20 protein-coding genes are annotated in these 21,239 nt (G+C 74.5%); 18 read left to right on the top strand and 2 right to left on the bottom strand.

Translation table 11 applies throughout. From position 1 onward, the window contains the following. Positions 1-533 (bottom strand): DUF222 domain-containing protein (locus GD880_RS03085; RefSeq protein ID WP_152230105.1); only part of this gene is annotated, 533 nt, incomplete at its 3' end. 253 nt (positions 534-786) lie between these two features. Between GD880_RS03085 and GD880_RS03080 the strand changes: the two genes are divergently transcribed. The 5 genes from GD880_RS03080 (at position 787) to GD880_RS03060 (ending at position 6,285) form a co-directional block, all read left to right on the top strand. Then, on the top strand, positions 787-1,140 hold the full coding sequence (locus GD880_RS03080) for a DMT family transporter (protein WP_152230104.1): 354 nt from the start codon (positions 787-789) through the stop codon (positions 1,138-1,140). After that, a complete protein-coding gene (locus GD880_RS20190) occupies positions 1,137-1,859 on the top strand; it encodes a TetR/AcrR family transcriptional regulator (RefSeq protein ID WP_193314326.1) in 723 nt (240 codons plus the stop codon). The genes GD880_RS03080 and GD880_RS20190 overlap by 4 nt, the downstream gene beginning before the upstream one ends. Before the next feature lie 95 nt (positions 1,860-1,954). After that, the gene (locus GD880_RS03070) at positions 1,955-2,941 is read left to right on the top strand and encodes an o-succinylbenzoate synthase (protein ID WP_152230103.1); all 987 of its coding nucleotides are present in this window, start codon (positions 1,955-1,957) and stop codon (positions 2,939-2,941) included. Beyond that, positions 2,938-4,713: a 2-succinyl-5-enolpyruvyl-6-hydroxy-3-cyclohexene-1-carboxylic-acid synthase gene (gene menD, locus GD880_RS03065; RefSeq protein WP_152230102.1), complete on the top strand. Its 1,776-nt coding sequence runs from the start codon at positions 2,938-2,940 to the stop codon at positions 4,711-4,713. Before GD880_RS03070 ends, menD begins: the two co-directional genes overlap by 4 nt. A 93-nt stretch (positions 4,714-4,806) precedes the next feature. Then, entirely contained in the window at positions 4,807-6,285 is a 1,479-nt protein-coding gene (locus tag GD880_RS03060; RefSeq protein WP_152230101.1) for a S1C family serine protease, read from the top strand. A gap of 2 nt (positions 6,286-6,287) precedes the next feature. Here GD880_RS03060 and GD880_RS03055 read toward each other — a convergent pair whose 3' ends face one another. Beyond that, the gene (locus GD880_RS03055) at positions 6,288-7,658 is read right to left on the bottom strand and encodes an isochorismate synthase (RefSeq protein WP_152230100.1); all 1,371 of its coding nucleotides are present in this window, start codon (positions 7,656-7,658) and stop codon (positions 6,288-6,290) included. A 55-nt stretch (positions 7,659-7,713) separates the two neighbouring features. Between GD880_RS03055 and GD880_RS03050 the strand changes: the two genes are divergently transcribed. The 13 genes from GD880_RS03050 to nuoK all read left to right on the top strand — a co-directional run bounded on the left by GD880_RS03050 (position 7,714) and on the right by nuoK (position 21,235). Next, positions 7,714-8,409, top strand: coding sequence for a demethylmenaquinone methyltransferase (locus tag GD880_RS03050; protein ID WP_152230099.1), 696 nt, complete (start codon positions 7,714-7,716; stop codon positions 8,407-8,409). A 246-nt stretch (positions 8,410-8,655) separates the two neighbouring features. Then, positions 8,656-9,945 (top strand): geranylgeranyl reductase family protein, encoded by a 1,290-nt coding sequence (locus GD880_RS03045; RefSeq protein WP_152230098.1) that lies wholly within the window; start codon positions 8,656-8,658, stop codon positions 9,943-9,945. A 106-nt stretch (positions 9,946-10,051) separates the two neighbouring features. After that, the gene (locus GD880_RS03040; protein ID WP_152204726.1) at positions 10,052-10,414 is read left to right on the top strand and encodes an NADH-quinone oxidoreductase subunit A; all 363 of its coding nucleotides are present in this window, start codon (positions 10,052-10,054) and stop codon (positions 10,412-10,414) included. 11 nt (positions 10,415-10,425) lie between these two features. Next, a complete protein-coding gene (locus GD880_RS03035; RefSeq protein WP_152230097.1) occupies positions 10,426-10,980 on the top strand; it encodes a NuoB/complex I 20 kDa subunit family protein in 555 nt (184 codons plus the stop codon). Continuing rightward, positions 10,977-11,786 (top strand): NADH-quinone oxidoreductase subunit C, encoded by an 810-nt coding sequence (locus GD880_RS03030; RefSeq protein WP_152230096.1) that lies wholly within the window; start codon positions 10,977-10,979, stop codon positions 11,784-11,786. Before GD880_RS03035 ends, GD880_RS03030 begins: the two co-directional genes overlap by 4 nt. Before the next feature lie 20 nt (positions 11,787-11,806). Next, the gene (locus GD880_RS03025; protein ID WP_152230167.1) at positions 11,807-13,135 is read left to right on the top strand and encodes an NADH-quinone oxidoreductase subunit D; all 1,329 of its coding nucleotides are present in this window, start codon (positions 11,807-11,809) and stop codon (positions 13,133-13,135) included. Between the two features lies 1 nt (position 13,136). After that, positions 13,137-13,946, top strand: coding sequence for an NADH-quinone oxidoreductase subunit NuoE (gene nuoE, locus GD880_RS03020; protein WP_152230095.1), 810 nt, complete (start codon positions 13,137-13,139; stop codon positions 13,944-13,946). Then, positions 13,943-15,268 carry an NADH-quinone oxidoreductase subunit NuoF gene (gene nuoF, locus GD880_RS03015; RefSeq protein ID WP_152230094.1) on the top strand — a complete coding sequence of 442 codons (1,326 nt, stop codon included), beginning with the start codon at positions 13,943-13,945 and terminating at the stop codon, positions 15,266-15,268. The genes nuoE and nuoF overlap by 4 nt, the downstream gene beginning before the upstream one ends. Beyond that, positions 15,265-17,883 (top strand): NADH-quinone oxidoreductase subunit G, encoded by a 2,619-nt coding sequence (locus tag GD880_RS03010; RefSeq protein ID WP_152230093.1) that lies wholly within the window; start codon positions 15,265-15,267, stop codon positions 17,881-17,883. Before nuoF ends, GD880_RS03010 begins: the two co-directional genes overlap by 4 nt. After that, on the top strand, positions 17,880-19,235 hold the full coding sequence (nuoH, locus tag GD880_RS03005) for an NADH-quinone oxidoreductase subunit NuoH (protein ID WP_152230092.1): 1,356 nt from the start codon (positions 17,880-17,882) through the stop codon (positions 19,233-19,235). Before GD880_RS03010 ends, nuoH begins: the two co-directional genes overlap by 4 nt. After that, complete coding sequence (gene nuoI / locus GD880_RS03000; RefSeq protein ID WP_152230091.1) at positions 19,228-19,941, top strand: NADH-quinone oxidoreductase subunit NuoI; 714 nt, start codon at positions 19,228-19,230, stop codon at positions 19,939-19,941. The genes nuoH and nuoI overlap by 8 nt, the downstream gene beginning before the upstream one ends. Next, a complete protein-coding gene (locus GD880_RS02995) occupies positions 19,938-20,939 on the top strand; it encodes an NADH-quinone oxidoreductase subunit J (protein WP_226909323.1) in 1,002 nt (333 codons plus the stop codon). The genes nuoI and GD880_RS02995 overlap by 4 nt, the downstream gene beginning before the upstream one ends. Beyond that, complete coding sequence (gene nuoK, locus GD880_RS02990; protein WP_152230090.1) at positions 20,936-21,235, top strand: NADH-quinone oxidoreductase subunit NuoK; 300 nt, start codon at positions 20,936-20,938, stop codon at positions 21,233-21,235. The genes GD880_RS02995 and nuoK overlap by 4 nt, the downstream gene beginning before the upstream one ends. Positions 21,236-21,239 lie beyond the last annotated feature (4 nt).

Genomic DNA, 21,239 nt, shown 5'->3' with positions numbered 1-21,239 from the left:
CCGGCGGCGATCACGTCGGCCTTGCGCGGGTCCAGCGCCCCGCGGGCCAGCGCCTCCCCGGTGGCCTGCAGCGGCCCGGTCAGCGCCATCGCGGTGCGCACCAGCCGGGTGGCGCCCGGGCGGGAGACGCCCTGGCGCATGGCGACCTCGGTCGCCACCGCGGTCACCGCGTTGACCCCGTCGCGGTCGATGGCCTGCACGGCCAGGACCGACAGGGTCTCGGCGCGCTGATAGTGGGCCCAGGCGATCACCCGCGACCACTGCGCGGCCAGCTCGACCAGGTCGCCCGGGTCCTGCCCGTCCGGGACCACCGCGGCCAGCCCGACCGCCAGCGGCAACCCCACCAGCGCGGACACCGCCTGAAGCACCCCCGCCAACCCGGCCGGCCCGCCCACGCCGTCCGCGTGGTCTTCGGCGCCGCCCGGGCCGGCGGCGCCAGCCCCGGCGGTGGCCGCGCCGTCGTCCCCCGCGGCGGCCGACGGATCGACGCCGTCGCCGCCCACCGGCCCGTCCCCCTGCTCGTCATCGAACATGCGTCCACGCTATGCCACCCCACCGACATCGCGCCGGACGCCCGCCCGGGCTGTGGACAACGCTGCGCCACCGCACTCCCACATCGTGACGCCCCCACGGCGTTGCGTATGGAAGCCGCTGAGGACCATGGAGTGGGCGTGGCCCGCCAGGCGGTGTCGATCAGGCTCGGAGCCGGCAGTGCGCCGCCGGAGTGTACGGCGTGACCGGACGTCGCTACGCTGGTACGACCGTACTAGAAAAGGAGTGGTGATCATGGCGTGGGTCGTTCTCATCCTCTCCGGCCTTCTCGAGGCCGGATGGGCGCTGTGCCTCAAGGCGTCCGAGGGCTTCAGCAAGCTCTGGCCGACCGTGGGATTCCTGGTCCTCGCCGTCGCGAGCTTCGTCGGCCTCTCCTACGCCCTGCGCACGCTGCCGGTCGGCACGGCGTACGCCGTGTGGACGGGCATCGGCGCGAGCATCACCGCGATCGTCGGCATGGCGTTCCTGCAGGAGGGCGTCTCCGTGCTCAAGCTCGTCTCCCTGGTGCTCATCGTGGCGGGCATCGTCGGCCTCAACCTGGCGGAGAACGGCGTGGCTCTCGCCCTCCCGGACAGCGCCGGCCGATGACATCCACGGGAGCCTCGAGCGCGCGCGGCGCCCGGCGCCGGCAAAGTCTGGTCGAGGCGGCCGCCGAGCTCGTCGTCGCCGAGGGGCCGGCGGCAGTGACTCACCGCGCTGTCGCAGAGCGTGCCCGAGCATCCCTGTCCGCGACGACCTACTACTTCTCGGGCCTCGACGACCTCCTCGGAGCGGCCGGTGCACATCTGGTGTCGCGGTGGGCGGAGCAGGCCGAGCACGTCCGGGACGAGGTACGAGAAGGGCTCCGGCGGGCGGAAACGGGCGGACCGGCAGGCGAGCAGGAGCCGTCGGACGAGAAGGAGCCGTCGGGCGAGGACGCGCGGGCAAGCGAGGAGGCACAAGCGGGCGAGCAGCCGCAGGGAAACGAGGGGGCACGGGCGAGCGAGCAGGTGCCGGCCGGTGGGCCGGAGCCGACCCCGGAGCTCGCCGTCGCCGCCGTCCTGGCAGCGCTGCTGCCGCCCGAGGGGCAGGTGCGCGGTCACTACCAGCAGCTTCTTGCGGCCGGCGCGACGCCCGCCGTCGCCCGGGCCTTCCACGCCGGCCGCACCCGGCTCGACGCCGCCATCGGCGACATCCTGGCCGCCACGGGCAGCCGGTGCCCGGCCGCCCTGGCCGTCGCCGTCGTCGACGGTGCGGTGGTGAGCGCCCTCAGCGAGGGCCGGGACGTCCGCAAGACCGCGGCGGAGCTGCTCCGGCGCGTGCTATGACGCGGCGGCACCATCCGGCAACCGTCGCGGCGAAAGCCGGGGATGCACCCCCGCCCGGCGGCGTCCTGACGGGGCGCCCTCCTATCCTGGCCACCATGCCCTCCTCCATCGCCACCGGACCCCTGCAGGTGCGCGCCGTCTACTCCACCCCGCTGCGCACCCGCTTCCGTGGCATCACCGTGCGCGACGGCGTGCTCCTGCGCGGGGACGCCGGCTGGGGCGAGGTCTCCCCGTTCTGGGACTACGACGCCGCCGAGTCCGCCGCCTGGCTGCGCGCCGGGCTCGAGGCCGCCGAGGAGGGCTGGCCGGAGCCGGTGCGCGCGCGGATCCCGGTCAACGTCACCGTCCCCGCCGTCGGCCCCGAGCAGGCGGCACGGATCGTGGCGGGCTCCGGCGGGTGCACGACGGCGAAGGTCAAGGTCGCCGAGCCCGGCCAGTCCGCCGCGGAGGAGCAGGCGCGGCTCGAGGCGGTGCGTGACGCGCTGGGGCCGGCCGGGAAGATCCGCGTCGACGCCAACGCCGGCTGGGACCTCGACACCGCCGTCGCCCGCCTCGCGCTGCTCGACCGGGCCGCCGGGGGCCTGGAGTATGCCGAGCAGCCCTGCCCCGACGTGGCCGACCTCGCCGCGCTGCGGCGCCGCACGCACGTGCCTGTCGCGGCCGACGAGTCCATCCGCCGCGCCGCCGACCCGCTCGCCGTGCGCCGCGCCGAGGCGGCCGACGTCGTCGTCCTCAAGGTCCAGCCGCTCGGCGGGGTGCGGGCGTGCCTGCGGCTGGCCGAGGAGGTGGGCCTGCCGGTGGTCGTCAGCTCCGCCCTCGAGAGCTCGGTCGGCATCGCCGCCGGCCTCGCGCTGGCCGCGGCGCTGCCCGAGCTGCCCTACGCGTGCGGCCTCGCCACGGTGCACCTCTTCGCCCGCGACACCGTCCCGTCCCCGCTGCTGCCCGTCGAGGGTCACCTTGAGGTCCGCCGCCCCGAGCCCACGGCGGACTCCCTGGCCGCCGTGGCGGCCCCCGCGGACCAGGACCGCCGCTGGCACGAGCGGCTGGACGCGATGGCCGAGCAGATGCGGGCCGCCGCGTGAGCGCCGACGGCGTCCGCGGTCGCGCCGCCCGGGCCGACGTCGAGCCCGCCACCGCCACCGCCCGCCAGCTCGTCACCGCGCTGGTCGCCCACGGCGTGCGCCACGTCATCCTGGCCCCCGGCTCGCGCAGCGCGCCGCTGGCCTACGCCCTGCTCGCGGCCGAGGAGGCCGGGTGGCTCCGGCTGCACGTGCGGGTCGACGAGCGCGTGGCCGGGTTCGTCGCCCTCGGGCTCGCCCGGGCCGGCGCGGCGTCGCCGGACGCCGAGCCGTCGGAAGCCCCGACCCCGCCGGCCCCGGTCGCCGTGGTGACCACCTCGGGCACCGCGGTGGCGAACCTCCACCCCGCGGTGCTCGAGGCCGCCCACTCCGGTCTCCCGCTCGTGGTCGTCAGCGCCGACCGGCCGCACGAGATGCGCGGCACGGGCGCCAACCAGACCACGGACCAGGTCGGCATCTTCGGCTCTGCCCCGCGCTACGCCGTCGACCTGCCCGCGGGTGCCCCCGGCGGCCCGCTGCTGGACCAGGTCGTCACCCGTGCGCTGGCCGCGGCCCAGGGGCTGCGCACGAACGCCCCCGGCCCGGTGCACCTCAACGTCGCGCTCCGCGACCCCCTCGCCCCGGCCACGACGTGGCGGCCGGGTCCGCCGCCCGCCGAGCGCCGCGTCGTCGCCGCCCCCACGGCGCCCGCGCCGGCCCGGCTCGCCCGGGGGCCGCGCACCGTGGTCGTCGCCGGCGACGGCGCCGGTCCCGGCGCCCGGCTGCTCGCCGAGGCGGCGGGCTGGCCGCTGCTGGCCGAGCCCACCTCCGGCGCCCGCGCCGGCGACCACGCGATCGGCCCGTACCGGCTGCTGCTGGGCGAGCCGGCGCTGGGCGGGGCCGTCGAGCGCGTGGTCCTCGTGGGCCACCCGACGCTGTCCCGCCCGGTCAGCGCCCTGCTGGCGCGCCGCGACGTCGAGGTCGTCGTCGTCGCCCCGCAGGGGGAGTGGACCGACGTCGCCGGCACCGCGGCGCGGGTCGTGCTCGCCGCCGCCGCGCCCCCCGGCCCCGTGCCCGGCGCCGACGCGGCCTGGCTCGAGCGCTGGCGCCTCGCCGGTGCCGCGGCGCAGGAGGCGCTCGACGCCGTCGTCGCCGAGCCGGGCCGGCCCCTCGACGGGCTGCTCCTCGCCCGGCACGTGGCCCGGGCCGCCGGCCGCTCCGGCCCCCGCGTGCTCGTGGCCGGCTCGTCCAACACGGTGCGCGACCTCGACGTCGTCGCCGCGCCCTGGCACCCGGACCACCACCCGGTCGCCGTCGCCAACCGTGGCCTGGCGGGCATCGACGGCACCGTCGCCACCGCCACCGGCCTGGCGCTCGGCCTCGAGGAGCCCGTGCGCGCGCTCATGGGCGACCTCACCTTCCTCCACGACGCCGGGGCGCTGCTGCGCGGCCGGCTCGAGGACGAGGTGGACCTCCAGGTCGTCGTCCTCAACGACGGCGGCGGCGGCATCTTCGCCACCCTCGAGCACGGCGCGCCCGCGCGGGCCGCGCAGTTCGAGCGCATCTTCGGCACGCCCCAGCAGGCGGACCTCGCCCGCCTCGCCGAGGCGTACGGCGCCCGGCACACGCCCGTCGAGGACGGCGGCCAGCTGCGCGAGGTGCTGGCCCGCCCGGTGCGCGGGCGCAGCGTCGTCGAGGTCACGGTGGACCGGGCCGGGCTGCGGGAGCACCGCGCGGACCTGCGTCGCCGGGTCGCCGAGGCGGTGCGCGCGGCGCTCGCGGGGGCGCCCGCCTGACCCATGGTCCTCTCAGGGACCTCACAGACTGCGCGAAGGCGTCCGTCAGGTTGTCGGTGTTACCTGGTACCAACGGCAAGCACGGAGGAAACCATGAGCACGGACGACAAGACCCCCGGGACCCTGCCCTGGCGAGCGCCGGACCGCGGAGCGGGCAGTGACCCGTTCGCCGCCCCCGCCACGAACCGCACGGGCAGCGGCTGGAACAACCCCTACCGCCCCACCGAGGGGCCGTACCGGGGCGGCGCGTTCGGGCCGGGGCAGGCGCCCGGCGCCCAGCAGCCGGGCCCACAGCAGCCCGGGGGACCCCAGGGGCCAGGCGGACCCCAGGGGCCCGGCGGACCCCAGGGGCCCCTCGGCCCGCACGGGCCCTGGCGGCCGGGTCCCGGCCCGCAGGGCCCCGACGAGACCCGCGACGAGGCCGCGCGCGCCGGTCGGCGCCGCCGGCCCACCTGGGTGGCCCTGGTCGGGACCGCGGCCGGCGCGGCCCTCCTGGCCAGCGTCGGCACCGCCGGGCTGACCGGCGCCCTCGACGGCACCACGACGGGCAGCCCCACCGGCACCACCCAGAGCGAGTCCCGCGAGAACTCCGCGCCCGTGGTGACGTCGACGACGAAGAACCCCGACTGGGCCAACGTCGCCGAGGCTGTGCGCCCGACCGTCGTGGCCATCACCGTCCAGACCGGCGCGGGCACCGCCCAGGGCTCCGGCGTCATCCTCGACGCCCAGGGGCACATCGTCACCAACCACCACGTCGTCGGCGACGCCGGGGACGGCGGCATCCAGGTCACCCTCTCCGACGGGCGCATCTACCAGGCGAGCGTGGAGGGCACCGACCCGGCCACCGACCTCGCCGTCATCACCCTCAAGGACCCGCCCAAGGACCTCCACGCCGCCACCCTGGGCAACTCCGACACCGTCGTCGTCGGCGACCCGGTCGCCGCGGTGGGCAACCCGCTGGGCCTGAGCTCGACGGTGACCACGGGCATCGTCTCCGCCCTCGACCGGCCGGTGCAGACCAGCGAGCAGACCCAGGGTCCCGGCCAGCAGGGCGTGCAGGTCGTCACCAACGCGATCCAGGTCGACGCCGCGATCAACCCGGGCAACTCCGGCGGCCCGCTGTTCGACGCCACCGGGCGGGTCATCGGGATCAACTCCTCGATCGCCTCGATCCCCAACGCCAGCGGTCAGGCCGGCAGCATCGGCCTCGGCTTCGCCATCCCCAGCAACCTCGTCAAGCAGATCTCCGGCCAGCTCATCAAGGACGGGGTCGCCCAGCACGCGTTCCTGGGCGTGACGATGAAGGACGGCACCGCCTCCGACGGCGGCGCCACCCGGACCGGCGCGGAGGTCCAGGCGGTGCAGCCGGGCACCCCGGCCGCCGAGGCCGGGCTGCAGCCGGGCGACGTCATCGTCGCCATCAACGGCGACCCCGTCGACGGCGCCCTGTCGCTGACCGGGTTCGTGCGCCAGTACGCCAGCGGCGACAAGGTGACCCTCACGGTGATCCGGGACGGCAAGTCCCTCGAGCTCCCCGCCACCCTGGTGGCCAAGGAGGACCAGAAGATCTGACCTCAGCGCCCGGCCAGCGCCCCGCGCATCGGCTGGAGCTTCGCCTCGGACTCGGCCAGCTCGGCGGCCGGGTCCGAGGCGGCCACCACCCCGCAGCCGGCGAAGAGCCGGACCTCGCGGGCGTCGCTCGCGCTCAGCTCGCCCGAGCGCAGCGCGATGCCCCACTCGCCGTCGCCGTCGGCGCCGATCCACCCCACCGGGCCGGCGTAGCGCCCCCGGTCCATCCGCTCCTCCTCGGCGAGGATCGTCGTCGCCTCGCGGGTCGGCGTGCCGCCGACGGCGGCGGTGGGGTGCAGCGCCGCCGCCAGCGCCAGGCTGGACGGCCCGGTCCCGCCGGCGCCGTGGGTGGGGAAGGTGCTCGGGTGTCCCAGGGCGCCGTCGACCACGCCGGTGACGTCGCTGGCCAGGTGCATGACGTTGGGCAGGTGGAGCACGAACGGCGCCTCGGGCACGTTGATGCTCGCGCAGTACGGCCGCAGCGCCCGCACGAGCGAGGCCACGGCCAGCTCGTGCTCCTCGAGGTCCTTGGAGGAGCGGGCCAGCTCGGCGGCGCGGCGCAGGTCGTCGGCGTCGTCGCCGGTGCGCCGGATCGTCCCGGCGAGCACCCGGCACGCCGCCAGGCCCTTCTCGCGGCGCACGAGCAGCTCCGGCGTGGCCCCGACGAGGTGGTCGACGGCGAAGGTCCAGCACCCGGGGTAGTCGGCGGCCAGCCGCCCCAGCAGGTGGCGCACGTCCAGCGGCGCGGCCGCGCGGGCCACGACGTCGCGGGCCATGACGACCTTGGCGACCTCCCCGGCACGGATGCGCCGGACCACCCCGGCGACGGCGGCGCGCCACTCCTCGGCGCTCAGTGCGCCGTCGCGGAAGGTCACCGCGCCGGGCGCGGTCACCGGTTGCGGCGTGCGCAGCTCCGGCGCCGCGGATCCCGGCCCGGCGTCGGCCCGGCGCACCGTGGTCACCCAGGCGCGCCCCTCGCGCCGGCCCACGACGACCTCGGGCAGCACGAGCACGCCGCCGGCGGGGGAGGCGGGGGAGAAGGAGAAGGAGCCGAACGCCACGGCGCCGGTGCCGGGCAGGCCGACCTCGTCGTGCACGCGCAGCCGCCCGACGGCGGCGGTCCAGGCCGCGTCGGCGGCGCGGATGCGCCCGGGCCCGGCGGTGGAGATGCGCAGCGCCTCGCCCCAGCCGACGATGCCCTCGCCGCGGCGCACCCAGGAGAACGTCCGGGCCGGGTCGGGGCCGGGCAGGCGGGCGAGGAGGTCGTCGACGTCGTCGACCGCCACGGTGTGCACGAGCAGCCCGGCGGCCGCCTCGGCGGCGCGCTCGGCTGCCTCGGTCGGGACGGCGCGGGGCGCGCCCAGGCTGGTGGTCATCGGGGGCAACCATAAGCCCGCGCCGCGGGCCCCGCCGACCTGGGATGATGGCGCCATGAGCCGAGCCAGCCTGGAGAAGAAGCCCCGCGAGGTCGCCCGGATGTTCGACGGCGTGGCCCAGCGCTACGACGTCACCAACGACGTCCTCTCCCTGGGCCAGGACCGCATCTGGCGCGTGGCGACCCGCAAGGCCGTCGGCGCGCGGCCGGGCGAGCGGGTCCTCGACCTCGCGGCGGGCACCGGGACCTCCTCCGAGGAGTACGCCGACGCCGGCATCGACGTCGTGCCCTGCGACTTCTCCACCGGGATGATGGCCGTGGGCAAGCGGCGCCGGCCGGACCTGCCCTTCGTCGCCGGCGACGCCACGGCGCTGCCGTTCGCCGACGCCTCGTTCGACGCGGTGACCATCTCCTTCGGGCTGCGCAATGTGGTCGACACCGGGCGGGCGCTGCGCGAGATGCTGCGCGTGACCCGGCCCGGCGGCCGCCTGGTCATCTGCGAGTTCTCCCGCCCCACCTGGGCGCCGTTCCGTGCGGTGTACGAGACCTACCTGCGCCAGGTGCTGCCCCGTATGGCCTCGCTGGTCTCCTCCAACACCGACGCCTACGGCTACCTCACCGACTCCATCCTCAGCTGGCCCGACCAGCAGGGCCTGGCCCGCACGCTCCAGCGCGCCGGCTGGCGCCAGGTGGGCTACCGCAACCTCTCCGGCGGCATCGTCGCCCTGCACCGGGCGGTCCGGCCGGCCTGACGGCCGGCGCCCGGTCACGGCCTGCCCGGCCGGCGCCCGGTCACGGCCTGCCCGGCCGGCGCCCGGGGGCGGGCCGGCACCTACCACCACCAGGCACGAGACACAGCGACCGAAGGTCCCACGTGGGCCCGCTCACCCCTGGTTAGGTTGTCCTCACAAGACGACGCCAGCGGGCATTTGTAGACTCGCGGCGGCGGGGCGGCCAGTCGGCCGCCCCTTTCCTCGGCCAGAGTTGGGAGGGCCCTCGTGCGTGCGGACGACGACGCCGACGTGATCGTCGTCGGGGCGGGACCCGGCGGCGCGGCCACCGCCCACTACCTCGCCCAGGCCGGCCACGACGTGCTCCTCCTGGAGAAGGGCACCTTCCCGCGCGACAAGGTCTGCGGCGACGGGCTGACCCCGCGCGCCGTCGCCGAGCTCATCCGGATGGGCGTGCCCACCCCCGAGTCCGAGGGCTGGATCCGCAACTGGGGCCTGCGCACCTACGGCGCCGGGCACTGCCTCGAGCTGCCCTGGCCGGACCTGGCCGAGATGCCGAACTACGGCCTGGCCAAGGCCCGCATGGGCCTCGACGAGACCCTCGCCCGCCACGCCGTCGCCTCCGGCGCCCGCCTGGAGGAGGGCGTGCTCGTCACCGGCCCGGTGCGCCACGAGCGCTCCGGCCGCGTCCTGGGGGTCACGGCCCGCCGGGTGGACGCGAACGGCCGCCGGACCGGCGAGGAGCTGACCTACCGGGCGCCCCTGGTCGTCGACGCCGGCGGCGTCTCGGCGCGCCTGGCCACCGCCATGGGCATCGAGAAGGCCGTGAACCGCCCGATGGGCGTGGCCGTGCGCACCTACTTCCGCTCCCCGCGCCACGACGACCCGATGATGGAGTCGCACCTGGAGCTGTGGGACGGCAAGCCGGGGGAGTCCAACCTCATGCCCGGCTACGGCTGGATCTTCGCCCTCGGCGACGGCACGGTGAACGTCGGCCTCGGCTCGCTCAGCCCCACCGCCAAGGCCACGAACCTGGACTACAAGGCGCTGTTCCGCACCTGGATGCGCAACGTCCCGGAGGAGTGGGGCTTCACCGAGGACAACCAGGTCGCCGAGCTGCGCAGCGCCGCCCTGCCGATGGCGTTCAACCGCAAGCCGCACTACACCCAGGGCCTGCTCCTCGTGGGCGACTCCGGCGGCATGGTCTCCCCGTTCAACGGCGAGGGCATCGCCTACGCCCTGCAGTCCGGCCGCATCGCCGCCGACGTCATCGCCCAGGCCCTGGCCCGCCCCACGCACTACGCGCAGGAGAAGGCGCTGCGGACCTACCCCGAGATCCTCGGGCGCGAGCTCGGCGGGTACTACACCCTCGGCCGCGGCTTCGCCCACCTCATCGGCCGGCCCGAGATCATGCGGTTCTGCGTGCGTCACGGCCTGCCCCGCCCGGTCCTCATGCGCTTCGTCATGAAGCTGCTCTCGGACGGCTTCGACCGTCACGGCGGGGACTGGATGGACCGGCTGATCACGGCCGCCGCCAAGGCGGTGCCGGCCGCATGACATACCGGACGTGGACTGTGGCTAATGTCATGCCCGGCAGCATCTACGCTGACCATGAGACGTCCGTCACGGCGGCGGGCGTCCCGGGAGCTTTCGCGGAGGAACGATGACGAACCCCTACGTGCCGCTGCTGCTGATGATGGGCGTGGCCGCGGCCATGGCCATCGGCGGCATGGTCGCGAGCGCGCTCATCGGGCCCAAGCGGTACAACCGGGTCAAGGTGGCCAACTACGAGTGCGGCGTGGAGCCCACCCCCCGCGCGCCGCGGTCCGGCCGCTTCCCGGTGAAGTACTACCTGATCGCCATGACCTTCATCATCTTCGACATCGAGGTGGTCTTCCTCTACCCGTGGGCGGTGGCGTTCTCCGAGCTCGCCGCCTTCGGCCTGGTGGCCATGCTCGGCTTCATCTTCCTCATCACGGTGCCCTACGTGTACGAGTGGCGCCGCGGTGGGCTCGAGTGGGACTGAGGTAGCAGAACATGGGTATCGAGGAGAAGGCGCCCGCCGGCTTCCTGCTCACCACGATCGAGAAGGTCGCCGGCTGGAGCCGGAGCCGCTCGCAGTGGCCGGTGACCATGGGCCTGGCGTGCTGCGCCATCGAGATGATGGCCGCCGGCACCCCGCGCTTCGACATGGCCCGCTTCGGCCTGGAGGTCTTCCGGGCCTCCCCGCGCCACGCCGACCTGATGATCGTCTCGGGCCGGGTGAGCCACAAGATGGCGCCGGTCGTGCGCAACATCTACGACCAGATGCCCGAGCCCAAGTGGGTCATCTCCATGGGCGTGTGCGCCTCCAGCGGCGGGATGTTCAACAACTACGCCGTCGTGCAGGGCGTGGACCACATCGTCCCGGTGGACATCTACCTGCCCGGCTGCCCGCCGCGCCCCGAGATGCTCATCAACGCCATCCTCGCGCTGCGCGAGCAGGTGCAGAGCTCCCCGCTGGGCGTCAACCGCGAGGAGGCGGCGCGCAAGGCGGAGGAGGCCGCGCTGGCCGCCACCCCCACCCACCAGATGAAGGGCCTGCTCGCGTGAGCGACCGAGACGACGAGAAGCAGTCCGCCGCCGCGGCCGCCAAGCCCGGCGCCACCGGCGCCGAGGTCGGCCAGCGGGCGACGGCGGCCGCCGCGGAGGCGGGCGCGCAGAACATCCCCGCCGGCCCGCGCGGGGGACGCACCGAGCTCGAGGTCGTGGCCACCCGCCACGGCATGTTCGGGGTCGAGGGCCCGGGCGACACCTCCGGCTTCGGCGGGCTGGTGAGCACCGTCGCGATGCCCCCGGCGTCCGAGCGGCCCTACGGCGGCTGGTTCGACGAGGCGGTCGACGTGCTCGTGGAGATCCTCACCGAGCAGGGCCTCGACCCCGACGCCGTCCTGGAGAAGGTGGTCGTCGACCGCGGCGAGCTGACGATCTTCGTCGTCCGCGACCACATCGGGACCGTGTGCCGGGCCCTGCGCGACGACCAGGACCTGCGCTTCGAGCTGTGCCTGGGCGTCTCCGGCGTGCACTACCCCGGCGACGCCGGCCGCGAGCTGCACGCCGTCTACCACCTCTTCTCCGTCACCCACGTCCGCCAGCTGCGCCTCGAGGTGACCTGCCCCGACGGCGACCCGCACGTGCCCACCGTCGTCGACGTCTACCCGGGCAACGACTGGCACGAGCGCGAGACCTGGGACCTGTTCGGCATCGTCTTCGACGGCCACCCCAACCTGGCCCGCACCATGCTCCCGGACGACTGGGTAGGCCACCCCCAGCGCAAGGACTACCCGCTCGGCGGCATCCCCGTGGAGTACAAGGGGGCCGTCGTGCCGCCGCCCGACAACCGGAGGTCGTACAGCTGATGTCCGCGTCCACCAACGCCATGCCCCACGCCGCCGGACCGGCGGGCGAGGCCCCGGGCGCGCCGGAGTTCACCGCCGACGGCGGGGACTGGGCGGAGATCGCGGCCGAGGCCGAGCGCCTGGGCGAGGAGCGCATCGTCGTCAACATGGGCCCGGTGCACCCCTCGACCCACGGCGTGCTCCGCCTCATCCTCGAGATCGACGGCGAGACCGTGCGCGAGCTGCGCGTCGGCACCGGGTACCTGCACACCGGCATCGAGAAGAACATGGAGTACCGCACCTGGACCCAGGGCGTGACGTTCTGCACCCGCATGGACTACGTCGCCCCGCTGTTCCAGGAGGTCGCCTACTGCCTCGGGGTCGAGAAGCTCCTCGGCGTCACCGACGAGATCCCCGCCCGGGCCACCCTCATCCGGGTGCTCATGATGGAGCTCAACCGCATCGCCTCCCACCTGGTGGCCATCGGCACCAGCGGCAACGAGCTGGGCGCGACGACGATGATGACCGTCGGCTTCCGCGGCCGCGAGGACATCCTGCGCATCTTCGAGCGCATCACCGGCCTGCGGATGAACCACGCCTACATCCGCCCCGGCGGGGTGGCCCTGGACCTGCCCCCGGGGACCACCGACTACGTCCGCGAGCTGCTGCCCAACATCCGCCTGTCGGTCAAGGAGCTGCAGGACCTCGCCGCGCAGAACCCGATCTACAAGCTGCGCCACGTCGACGTCGGCTACATCTCCCTGCCCGCCGCGATGGCGCTGGGTCTGACCGGGCCCTCGGTCCGCGCCGCCGGCCTGCCGCTGGACCTGCGCAAGGTCCAGCCGTACTGCGGGTACGAGACGTACGACTTCGACGTGCCGGTGCGCGACAAGTCCGACGCGTACAACCGGGTGATGGTCCGCTTCGACGAGTGCTACGAGTCGATCAAGATCGTCACCCAGGTCCTCGACCGCCTCGACGCCACGCCGGGGCCGGTCATGGTCGCCGACAAGAAGATCGCCTGGCCCGCCCAGCTGTCCATCGGCTCCGACGGCCAGGGCAACTCCCTGGCCCACATCAAGGAGATCATGGGCACCTCGATGGAGTCCCTCATCCACCACTTCAAGCTGGTGACCGAGGGCTTCCGGGTGCCGGCCGGGCAGGTCTACCAGACGATCGAGCACGCCAAGGGCGTCATGGGCGTCCACCTCGTCTCCGACGGCGGCACCCGGCCCTACCGGGCGCACTTCCGCGACCCGTCCTACTCCAACCTCCAGTCCACGGCGGCGATGACCGAGGGCGGCATGCTCGCCGACGTCGTCGTCACCCTGGCCTCGCTCGACCCCGTCCTGGGAGGGGTGGACCGCTGACATGAGCGACACCTACGCACCTGAGGCCGACGCGCGCCTGCGCGCCGAGGCCGCGCAGATCCTCGCCCGCTACCCCGACCCGCGCTCGGCCCTGCTGCCGCTGCTGCACCTGGTGCAGTCCGAGGACGGCTACGTCTCCCCGCGCGGGATCGCCCTGTGCGCCGACCTGCTGGACCTCAGCCGCGCCGAGGTCTCCGCGGTGGCCACCTTCTACAGCCAGTACAAGCGCCACCCCAACGGCGAGTACACGGTCGGGGTGTGCACCAACGCCCTGTGCGCCGTCATGGGCGGGGACCTCATCTTCGAGCGGCTGAGCGACCACCTGGGCATCGGCCACGACGAGACGACGGCGGACGGCAGGATCACCCTCGAGCAGGTCGAGTGCAACGCGGCCTGCGACTACGCCCCGGTCGTCATGGTCAACTGGGAGTTCTTCGACAACCAGACGCCCACCTCGGCCGTCGACCTCGTCGACCAGATCACCGCCGGCCGGCCCGTGCACCCCACCCGCGGCGCCCACACCGTGGCCACCTTCCGCGAGGTCGAGCACGTCCTGGCCGGGTTCGAGGACGGCCGGGCCGACGAGGGCGTCGCCGCCGGCGAGGCCAGCCTGCTGGGGCTGCGCATCGCCCGCGAGCACGGCTGGACCGCGCCGCGGGTCGAGGGCGACGGCACCAGCTCAGAGGCCGCCGGCGGCGACGTGGCGCCCGCCGTGGGCGCCGCGGGCTCCAGCGCCGAGCGCCGGCCCACCACCGCAGCGGACTCCTCGGCGCAGCCGCGCGCCGACGAGGCGAAGGGGAACGTGCAATGACGATCACCGCCCCGGACCGGCTCACCCCCGTCCTCACCGACCTGTGGGACGCCCCGGAGCCCTGGAAGCTGGCCACCTACCGCGCCCACGGCGGGTACGAGGGCCTGGCCAAGGCGCTGACCATGGCGCCCGAGGACGTCGTCGCCGAGGTCAAGGCCTCCGGCCTGCGCGGGCGCGGCGGCGCCGGCTTCCCCACCGGGCTGAAGTGGTCCTTCCTGCCCGCGCCCGACGGCGGGCCGCGCTACCTCGTCGTCAACGCCGACGAGTCCGAGCCGGGCACCTGCAAGGACGTCCCGCTCATGCTGGCCAACCCGCACTCGCTCATCGAGGGCATGGCCATCACCTCCTACGCCATCGGCGGCAACGTCGCGTTCATCTACCTGCGCGGGGAGGTCGTGCACGTCTACCGCCGGCTGCTCGCCGCGGTGCGCGAGGCCCGCGAGGCCGGCCTGATCGGGACCGGGCTGGGCCCGAACGGCGACTACGACCTCGAGATCGTCGTCCACGCCGGCGCCGGGGCGTACATCTGCGGCGAGGAGACGGCGCTGCTGGACTCCCTGGAGGGCCGCCGCGGCCAGCCGCGCCTCAAGCCGCCCTTCCCGGCGGTCGCGGGCCTGTACGCCCGGCCCACCGTGGTCAACAACGTCGAGTCGATCGCCTCCGTGCCCGGCATCATCCGCCACGGCAAAGACTGGTTCACCGCCATGGGCACGCCCAAGAGCACCGGGCACGGCATCTTCTCCATCTCCGGGCACGTGAAGAACCCCGGCCAGTTCGAGGTGCCGTTCGGCATCACCATGCGCGAGCTCATCGAGCTCGCCGGCGGCATGCGCGACGGGCACCGGCTGAAGTTCTGGACCCCCGGCGGGTCCTCCACCCCGATCTTCACCGAGGCCGAGCTCGACGTCCCGCTGGACTACGACTCCGTCGGCGCCGCCGGGTCCATGCTCGGCACCCGCGCGCTCATGGTCTTCGACGAGACCACCTCGGTGGTGCGGGTCATCGCCCGGTGGACCGACTTCTACCAGCACGAGTCCTGCGGCAAGTGCACCCCCTGCCGCGAGGGCACCTACTGGATGAAGCAGGTCATGCACCGGCTCGAGGCCGGCACCGGCCTGCCCTCCGACGTCGACCTCCTGCTCGACGTCGCCGGCAACATCCTCGGCCGCTCCTTCTGCGCCCTGGGCGACGCCGCCGCGACGCCGATCCAGAGCGGCATCAAGCACTTCCGCGCCGAGTTCGAGGCGGGGCTGCACACCCCCGCCTGGGAGCTGTTCCCCTACGAGGCCTCGGCACTCTTCAGCGAAGCAGGTGTCCGATGACAGCGACGACCGACCGTCCCACCGAGGCGCCGGTGGAGATGCTCACGGTGACCATCGACGGCGTGGAGGTCCAGGTGCCCAAGGGCACCCTGGTCATCCGCGCCGCCGAGAGGGCCGGCATCCAGATCCCGCGCTTCTGCGACCACCCGCTGCTCGCCCCGGCCGGGGCGTGCCGGCAGTGCCTGGTGGACATCTCCACCCCCGACCGCGACGGCAACCTCCGGGCCATGCCCAAGCCGCAGGCCTCCTGCACGATCGAGGCCACCCCCGGCATGGTCGTCGCCACCCAGCACACCTCCGACGTCGCCGACAAGGCCCAGCACGGGATCATGGAGTTCCTCCTGATCAACCACCCGCTGGACTGCCCGGTGTGCGACAAGGGCGGGGAGTGCCCGCTGCAGAACCAGGCGATGAGCAACGGCCGCTCGGCCACCCGCTTCACCGACATCAAGCGCACGTTCCCCAAGCCGCTGAAGATCTCCACCCAGATCCTCCTCGACCGCGACCGGTGCATCCTGTGCCAGCGGTGCACCCGCTTCTCCGCCGAGATCGCCGGCGACCCGTTCATCGCCCTGCAGGGCCGCGGCGGGGGCACCCCGGGCCGCGAGGTCCACGGCATGAACGGCTCGCAGATCGGCACCTTCGACAGCCGGGTGCTCCACTTCGCCGACCCCGACGCCGAGCTGCGCGCCCTGGCCCCGGACGTCGCCGGGCCCGACGGCGAGCCCGGCCTGGCCGGCGCGCTGGCCTCCGGGCCGGTCGGGGCGGCCGAGGCCGACGCCTCCGGGCGCCCGTTCGCCTCCTACTTCTCGGGCAACACCATCCAGATCTGCCCGGTCGGGGCCCTGACCTCCGCCTCCTACCGGTTCCGGGCCCGCCCGTTCGACCTCGTCTCCACCGAGTCGGTGGCCGAGCACGACGCGTGCGGCTCCGCCATCCGGGTCGACCACCGCCGCGGCGTCGTCGTGCGCCGCCTGGCGGGGGAGGACCCCGAGGTCAACGAGGAGTGGATCACCGACAAGGACCGCTTCGCCTACCCCTGGCAGTCCGCCCCGGACCGGCTCACCGTCCCGCTGGTGCGCGACGAGGAGACCGGCGAGCTGGTCCCCACCAGCTGGTCCGAGGCCCTCGACCTGGCCGCCACGGCGCTGCGCCGGGCCCAGGAGGCCGGCGGCGTGGGCCTGCTGCCCGGCGGGCGGCTGACCCTCGAGGACGCCTACGCCTGGTCGAAGTTCGCCCGGGTGGTCCTGGGCACCAACGACATCGACCACCGCGCCCGGGTGCACTCGGCCGAGGAGGACCAGTTCCTCGCCCAGCACGTGGCCGCCACCGGGCTGGGGGTGACCTTCCGCGACCTGGAGAGGGCCGGGCAGGTCCTTCTCGTCGGCCTCGAGCCCGAGGACGAGGCCGGCACCGTCTTCTTGCGGCTGCGCAAGGGCGTCCTGGCCGGCACCGTCCAGGTGGCCACCCTGGCCCCCTTCGCCACCCGCGGCACGACCAAGATGCGCGCCCGGCTGCTGCCCACCGTGCCCGGCGCCGAGGCGCACGTGCTCGCCGGCATCGACGCGGGCGGCCCCGAGGAGGACCTCGCCCGGCGCCTGGCCGCCCCCGGCGCGGTCGTCGTCGTCGGCGAGCGCGCCGCCGCCGCGCCCGGCACCCTCTCCGCCGTCGCCGCCCTGGCCGCCCGCACCGGCGCCCGCCTGGCGTGGGTCCCGCGCCGGGCCGGCGAGCGCGGCGCCGTCGACGCCGGCACCCTGCCCGCGCTGCTGCCCGGCGGGCGGCTGGTCGCCGACCCGGCCGCCCGGGTCGACGTCGCCGCCGTGTGGGGCGCCGACCGGGTGCCCGCGGCGCCCGGGCGCGACCTCACCGGCATCCTCGCCGCCGCCCGCGACGGGGCGCTCGGCGCCCTGGTGGTCGGCGGTCTCGAGCCGCGCGACCTGCCCGACCCCGAGCTCGCCCGCGCCGCGCTGGCCGCGGCCGGCTTCGTGCTCCAGCTGGAGGTGCGCCGCTCGGAGGTCTCCGCCCACGCCGACGTGGTCCTGCCCGTCGCGCCGCCGGTGGAGAAGGCCGGCACCTTCGTCAACTGGGAGGGGCGGGTGCGTCCCTTCGGGCAGGTGCTCGTCTCCCGCGCGCTGTCCGACCGGCAGGTCCTCGACGCCCTGGCCGCGGAGATGGGCGTGGCCCTGGGCCTGGGCGAGCTCAAGGCCACCCACGCCGAGCTCGGCGAGCTCGCCGGCTGGGAGGGGCAGCGGGCCGGGTCGCCGGTCACCGCGCTGGCCCCGGTGCCGGCCGCCGGCCCGGGCCGGGCCGTGCTCGCCACCTGGAAGCCCCAGCTCGACGCCGGCCGGCTGCAGGACGGCGAGCCGCACCTGGCCGGCACCGCCCACCGCCCGGTGGTGCGCCTGAGCGCCGCGACCGCCGCCGCCCTCGGGGTGCGCGACGGCGCCGCGGTGACCGTCGCCGGCCCGCGCGGCAGCATCACCCTGCCGCTGGCCGTCACCACGATGCCCGACGACGTCGTGTGGCTGCCGGAGAACTCTGCCGGCTCCAGCGTGCGCGCCATCGGCGCGGGCGCCGGCGCCGTCGTCACGCTCCTGTCCGAGGAGGACCGATGACCATCCTGGCGAGCTCGGCGATGCCGACGGCCGACTTCAGTCAGGACACCTGGTGGATCTGGCTGATCAAGGCCGTCGCCATCCTGCTCTTCCTCGTCCTGTCGGTGATCTTCGCCCTGTGGGTCGAGCGCCGCGGCCTGGGCCGCATGCAGACCCGCCTGGGCCCGAACGTCACCGGCCCGCTGGGCTTCGGCCAGGCGTTCGCCGACGCCCTCAAGCTCGTCCTCAAGGAGGACTTCTGGCTCAAGGGCGCCGACAAGTTCATCTACATGCTCGGCCCGTTCATCGCGGCCTTCACCTCGTTCCTCGTCTACGCGGTGCTGCCGTTCGGGCCCGAGGTGTCGATGTTCGGGATCACGACGCCGCTGCAGCTGACCGACATGCCGGTCGCCGTCGTCTACATCCTCGCCGTGACCTCGCTGGGCGTGTACGGCATCGTGCTGGGCGGCTGGTCGTCGAACTCCACCTACCCGCTGCTCGGGGCGGTGCGCTCGTCGGCGCAGATCATCTCCTACGAGCTGAGCATGGGCCTGTCCCTGGTGAGCGTCTTCCTCGTCTCGGGGTCGATGTCGACCTCCCAGATCGTCGACGCCCAGACCCAGCTGTGGTGGGGCATCTCGCTGCTGCCGGCCTTCGCGATCTACTTCGTCTCGATGGTCGGTGAGGTCAACCGGCTGCCCTTCGACCTGCCCGAGGCCGAGGGCGAGCTCGTGGCCGGGCACTCCACCGAGTACTCCTCGATGAAGTTCGCCTGGTTCTACCTCGCGGAGTACATCAACATGATGAACGTCTCCGGCGTGGCCGTGACCCTGTTCCTCGGCGGCTGGCGGGCGCCGTGGCCGCTGTCCGCCCTCGGCGACGGGGTGCTCAACACCGGCTGGTGGCCGGTGCTGTGGTTCCTCGTCAAGGTCTGGCTCGTGATGTTCGTGATGATCTGGCTCCGCGGCACGCTGCTGCGCTTCCGCTACGACCAGTTCATGCGCCTGGGCTGGAAGGTGCTCATCCCCGTCGCCCTGGTCTGGCTCGTCGCCGTCGCCGTCATCCAGGGGGTGCGCCAGTTCGCCGCGATCGACCTGCGCACGCTGCTGCTGTGGATCGCCGGGGCGTTCGTGGTCCTCATGGTGGCGCTGCTGCTGTGGCCCGCCAAGGAGGGGGAGAAGAAGCCCGAGGAGCCCGAGACCGCCCCGCGGCCCGACGTCGTCCCCGCGGGCTCCACCTTCGACGCCTTCGCCGGCGGCTACCCGGTGCCGCCGCTGCCGGGACAGACCCTGCCGCCGTCGCCGCGCCGCGCCAAGCGCGAGGCCGCCGCGATGGCCGCTCAGACCCAGGACAAGGAGGGCCAGGATGTCTGAGGACTCCCAGGGCGCCGAGCTGGGGCGCCGCGAGAAGCGTCGCCGCGGCGAGGTCGCCAAGTACGACCCGCAGGCGCTCGGCCCGGCGCAGAAGGGCCCGCTGGGCCAGCTGTTCGCGCCGGTCGCCGGGTTCGGGGTGACGATCTCCTCGATGTTCCGCCCGGTGGTCACCGAGCAGTACCCCTTCGAGAAGGTCCCCACCCAGCCGCGCTACCACGGCCGCCACCAGCTCAACCGCTACGCGGACGGGCTGGAGAAGTGCATCGGCTGCGAGCTGTGCGCGTGGGCCTGCCCGGCGGACGCGATCTACGTCGAGGCCGGCGACAACACCGTCGACGCCCAGTACTCCCCGGGCGAGCGGTACGGCCGCGTGTACCAGATCAACTACCTGCGCTGCATCTTCTGCGGCCTGTGCATCGAGGCGTGCCCCACCCGGGCGCTGACGATGACCAACGACTACGAGCTCACGGGGCCGACCCGCGAGGGCCTGATCTTCGAGAAGCAGGACCTGCTGGCCCCGATGCTCGAGGGCATGCTCGCCGCCCCGCACCCGATGGTCGAGGGCACCGAGGACGACGACTACTACCGCGGCGAGGTCACCGGACCGACCGGGGCGCAGGTGGACTGGGTGCGCTCGCGCCGTCCCCAGGACCCCACCCTGGCGACCGCCCGCGTCGTCGCACCCGCCCAGGAGGGCGCCAAGTGACCACCGCTGCCGTGCTGCCGACGACGCTGGCCCAGACGGGCACCGTCAGCGGCGGCGAGACCGTCCTGTTCTGGGTGCTCGCGCCGATCATGGTGATCGCCGCGCTCGGGCTGCTCTTCGCCCGCCGCGCGGTGCACGCCGCGCTCAGCGTCGTCGTCGTCATGATCTGCCTGGCGTTCCTCTACGTCGCGCAGGAGGCGCCCTTCCTCGGCGTCGCCCAGGTCGTCGTCTACACCGGCGCGATCATGATGCTGTTCCTGTTCGTGCTCATGCTCGTCGGCGTCGACGCCTCCGACTCCCTCACCGAGACCATCCGCGGGCAGCGGTGGGTCGCCGTCGTCGGCGGCCTGGGCCTGGCCCTGGTGCTCGGCGGGGTCGTCGCGGCGGCCACGCTGCCGAAGGCGCGCGGGCTGGCCGCGGCCAACACCGACTCCAACCCGGTGGGCGTGGCCCGGCTGATCTTCTCCGACCACGTGTTCACGATGGAGATCACCGGCGTGCTGCTCATCACCGCCGCGGTCGGGGCCGTCACGCTGACCCACATGGAGCGGCTGCGGCCCAAGGCCACCCAGCGCGACGTGCTCGAGCAGAAGATGCGCGCCTTCGCCGCCGGCCGGGGGAGCATCGCCCAGCTGCCCGCCCCGGGCGTGTACGCCCGGTCCAACGCCGCCACCGTGCCCGCGCTGGACGCCGACGGCGAGGCGCTGGAGGTCTCGGTGCCCCGGGTGCTGCGCATCCGCGGCCAGGAGCGCACCCTCGCCGAGGTCAGCCCCGAGACCGTCGCGGCGATCGCCCGCGCCCGCGCCGGCGCGGCCGACGGGCTGCACGGCGGCGCGGTCAGCCGCGCGGTGGGCCAGTCCGGCCTGCCCGGCATGCGCGGCGAGGCCCCGCCCACGCCCCAGCTGCCCGGCAGCCCGGGGCAGGAGCCCACGCTCGAGCGCTCCGCCCGGCTCGCCGTGGACCACACCGACGGCGCGGCCAAGGAGGAGGAGCGATGAGCCTCGTCAACTACCTGGTGCTGGCCGCGATCCTGTTCGCCATCGGCGCCACCGCCGTGCTCGTGCGCCGCAACGCGATCATCGCGCTGCTGGGCGTGGAGATCATGCTCAACTCCTCCAACCTGGTGCTGGTGACCTTCTCCCGGCTCCACGGCGACCTCACCGGTCAGGTCGTCGCCTTCTTCGTGATGGTCGTGGCCGCGGCCGAGGTCGTCGTCGGCCTGGCGATCATCGTGTCCATCTTCCGAACCCGCAGGTCCGCGTCGGTCGACGACGTCAACCTGCTGAAGAGCTGACGGG

It is taken from the genome of Georgenia ruanii (assembly GCF_009193175.1).
Taxonomy (GTDB): Bacteria; Actinomycetota; Actinomycetes; order Actinomycetales; family Actinomycetaceae; genus Georgenia; species Georgenia ruanii.
Note: the sequence above shows the minus strand (reverse complement) of the source record. Positions and strands in the feature narration are given on the sequence as shown.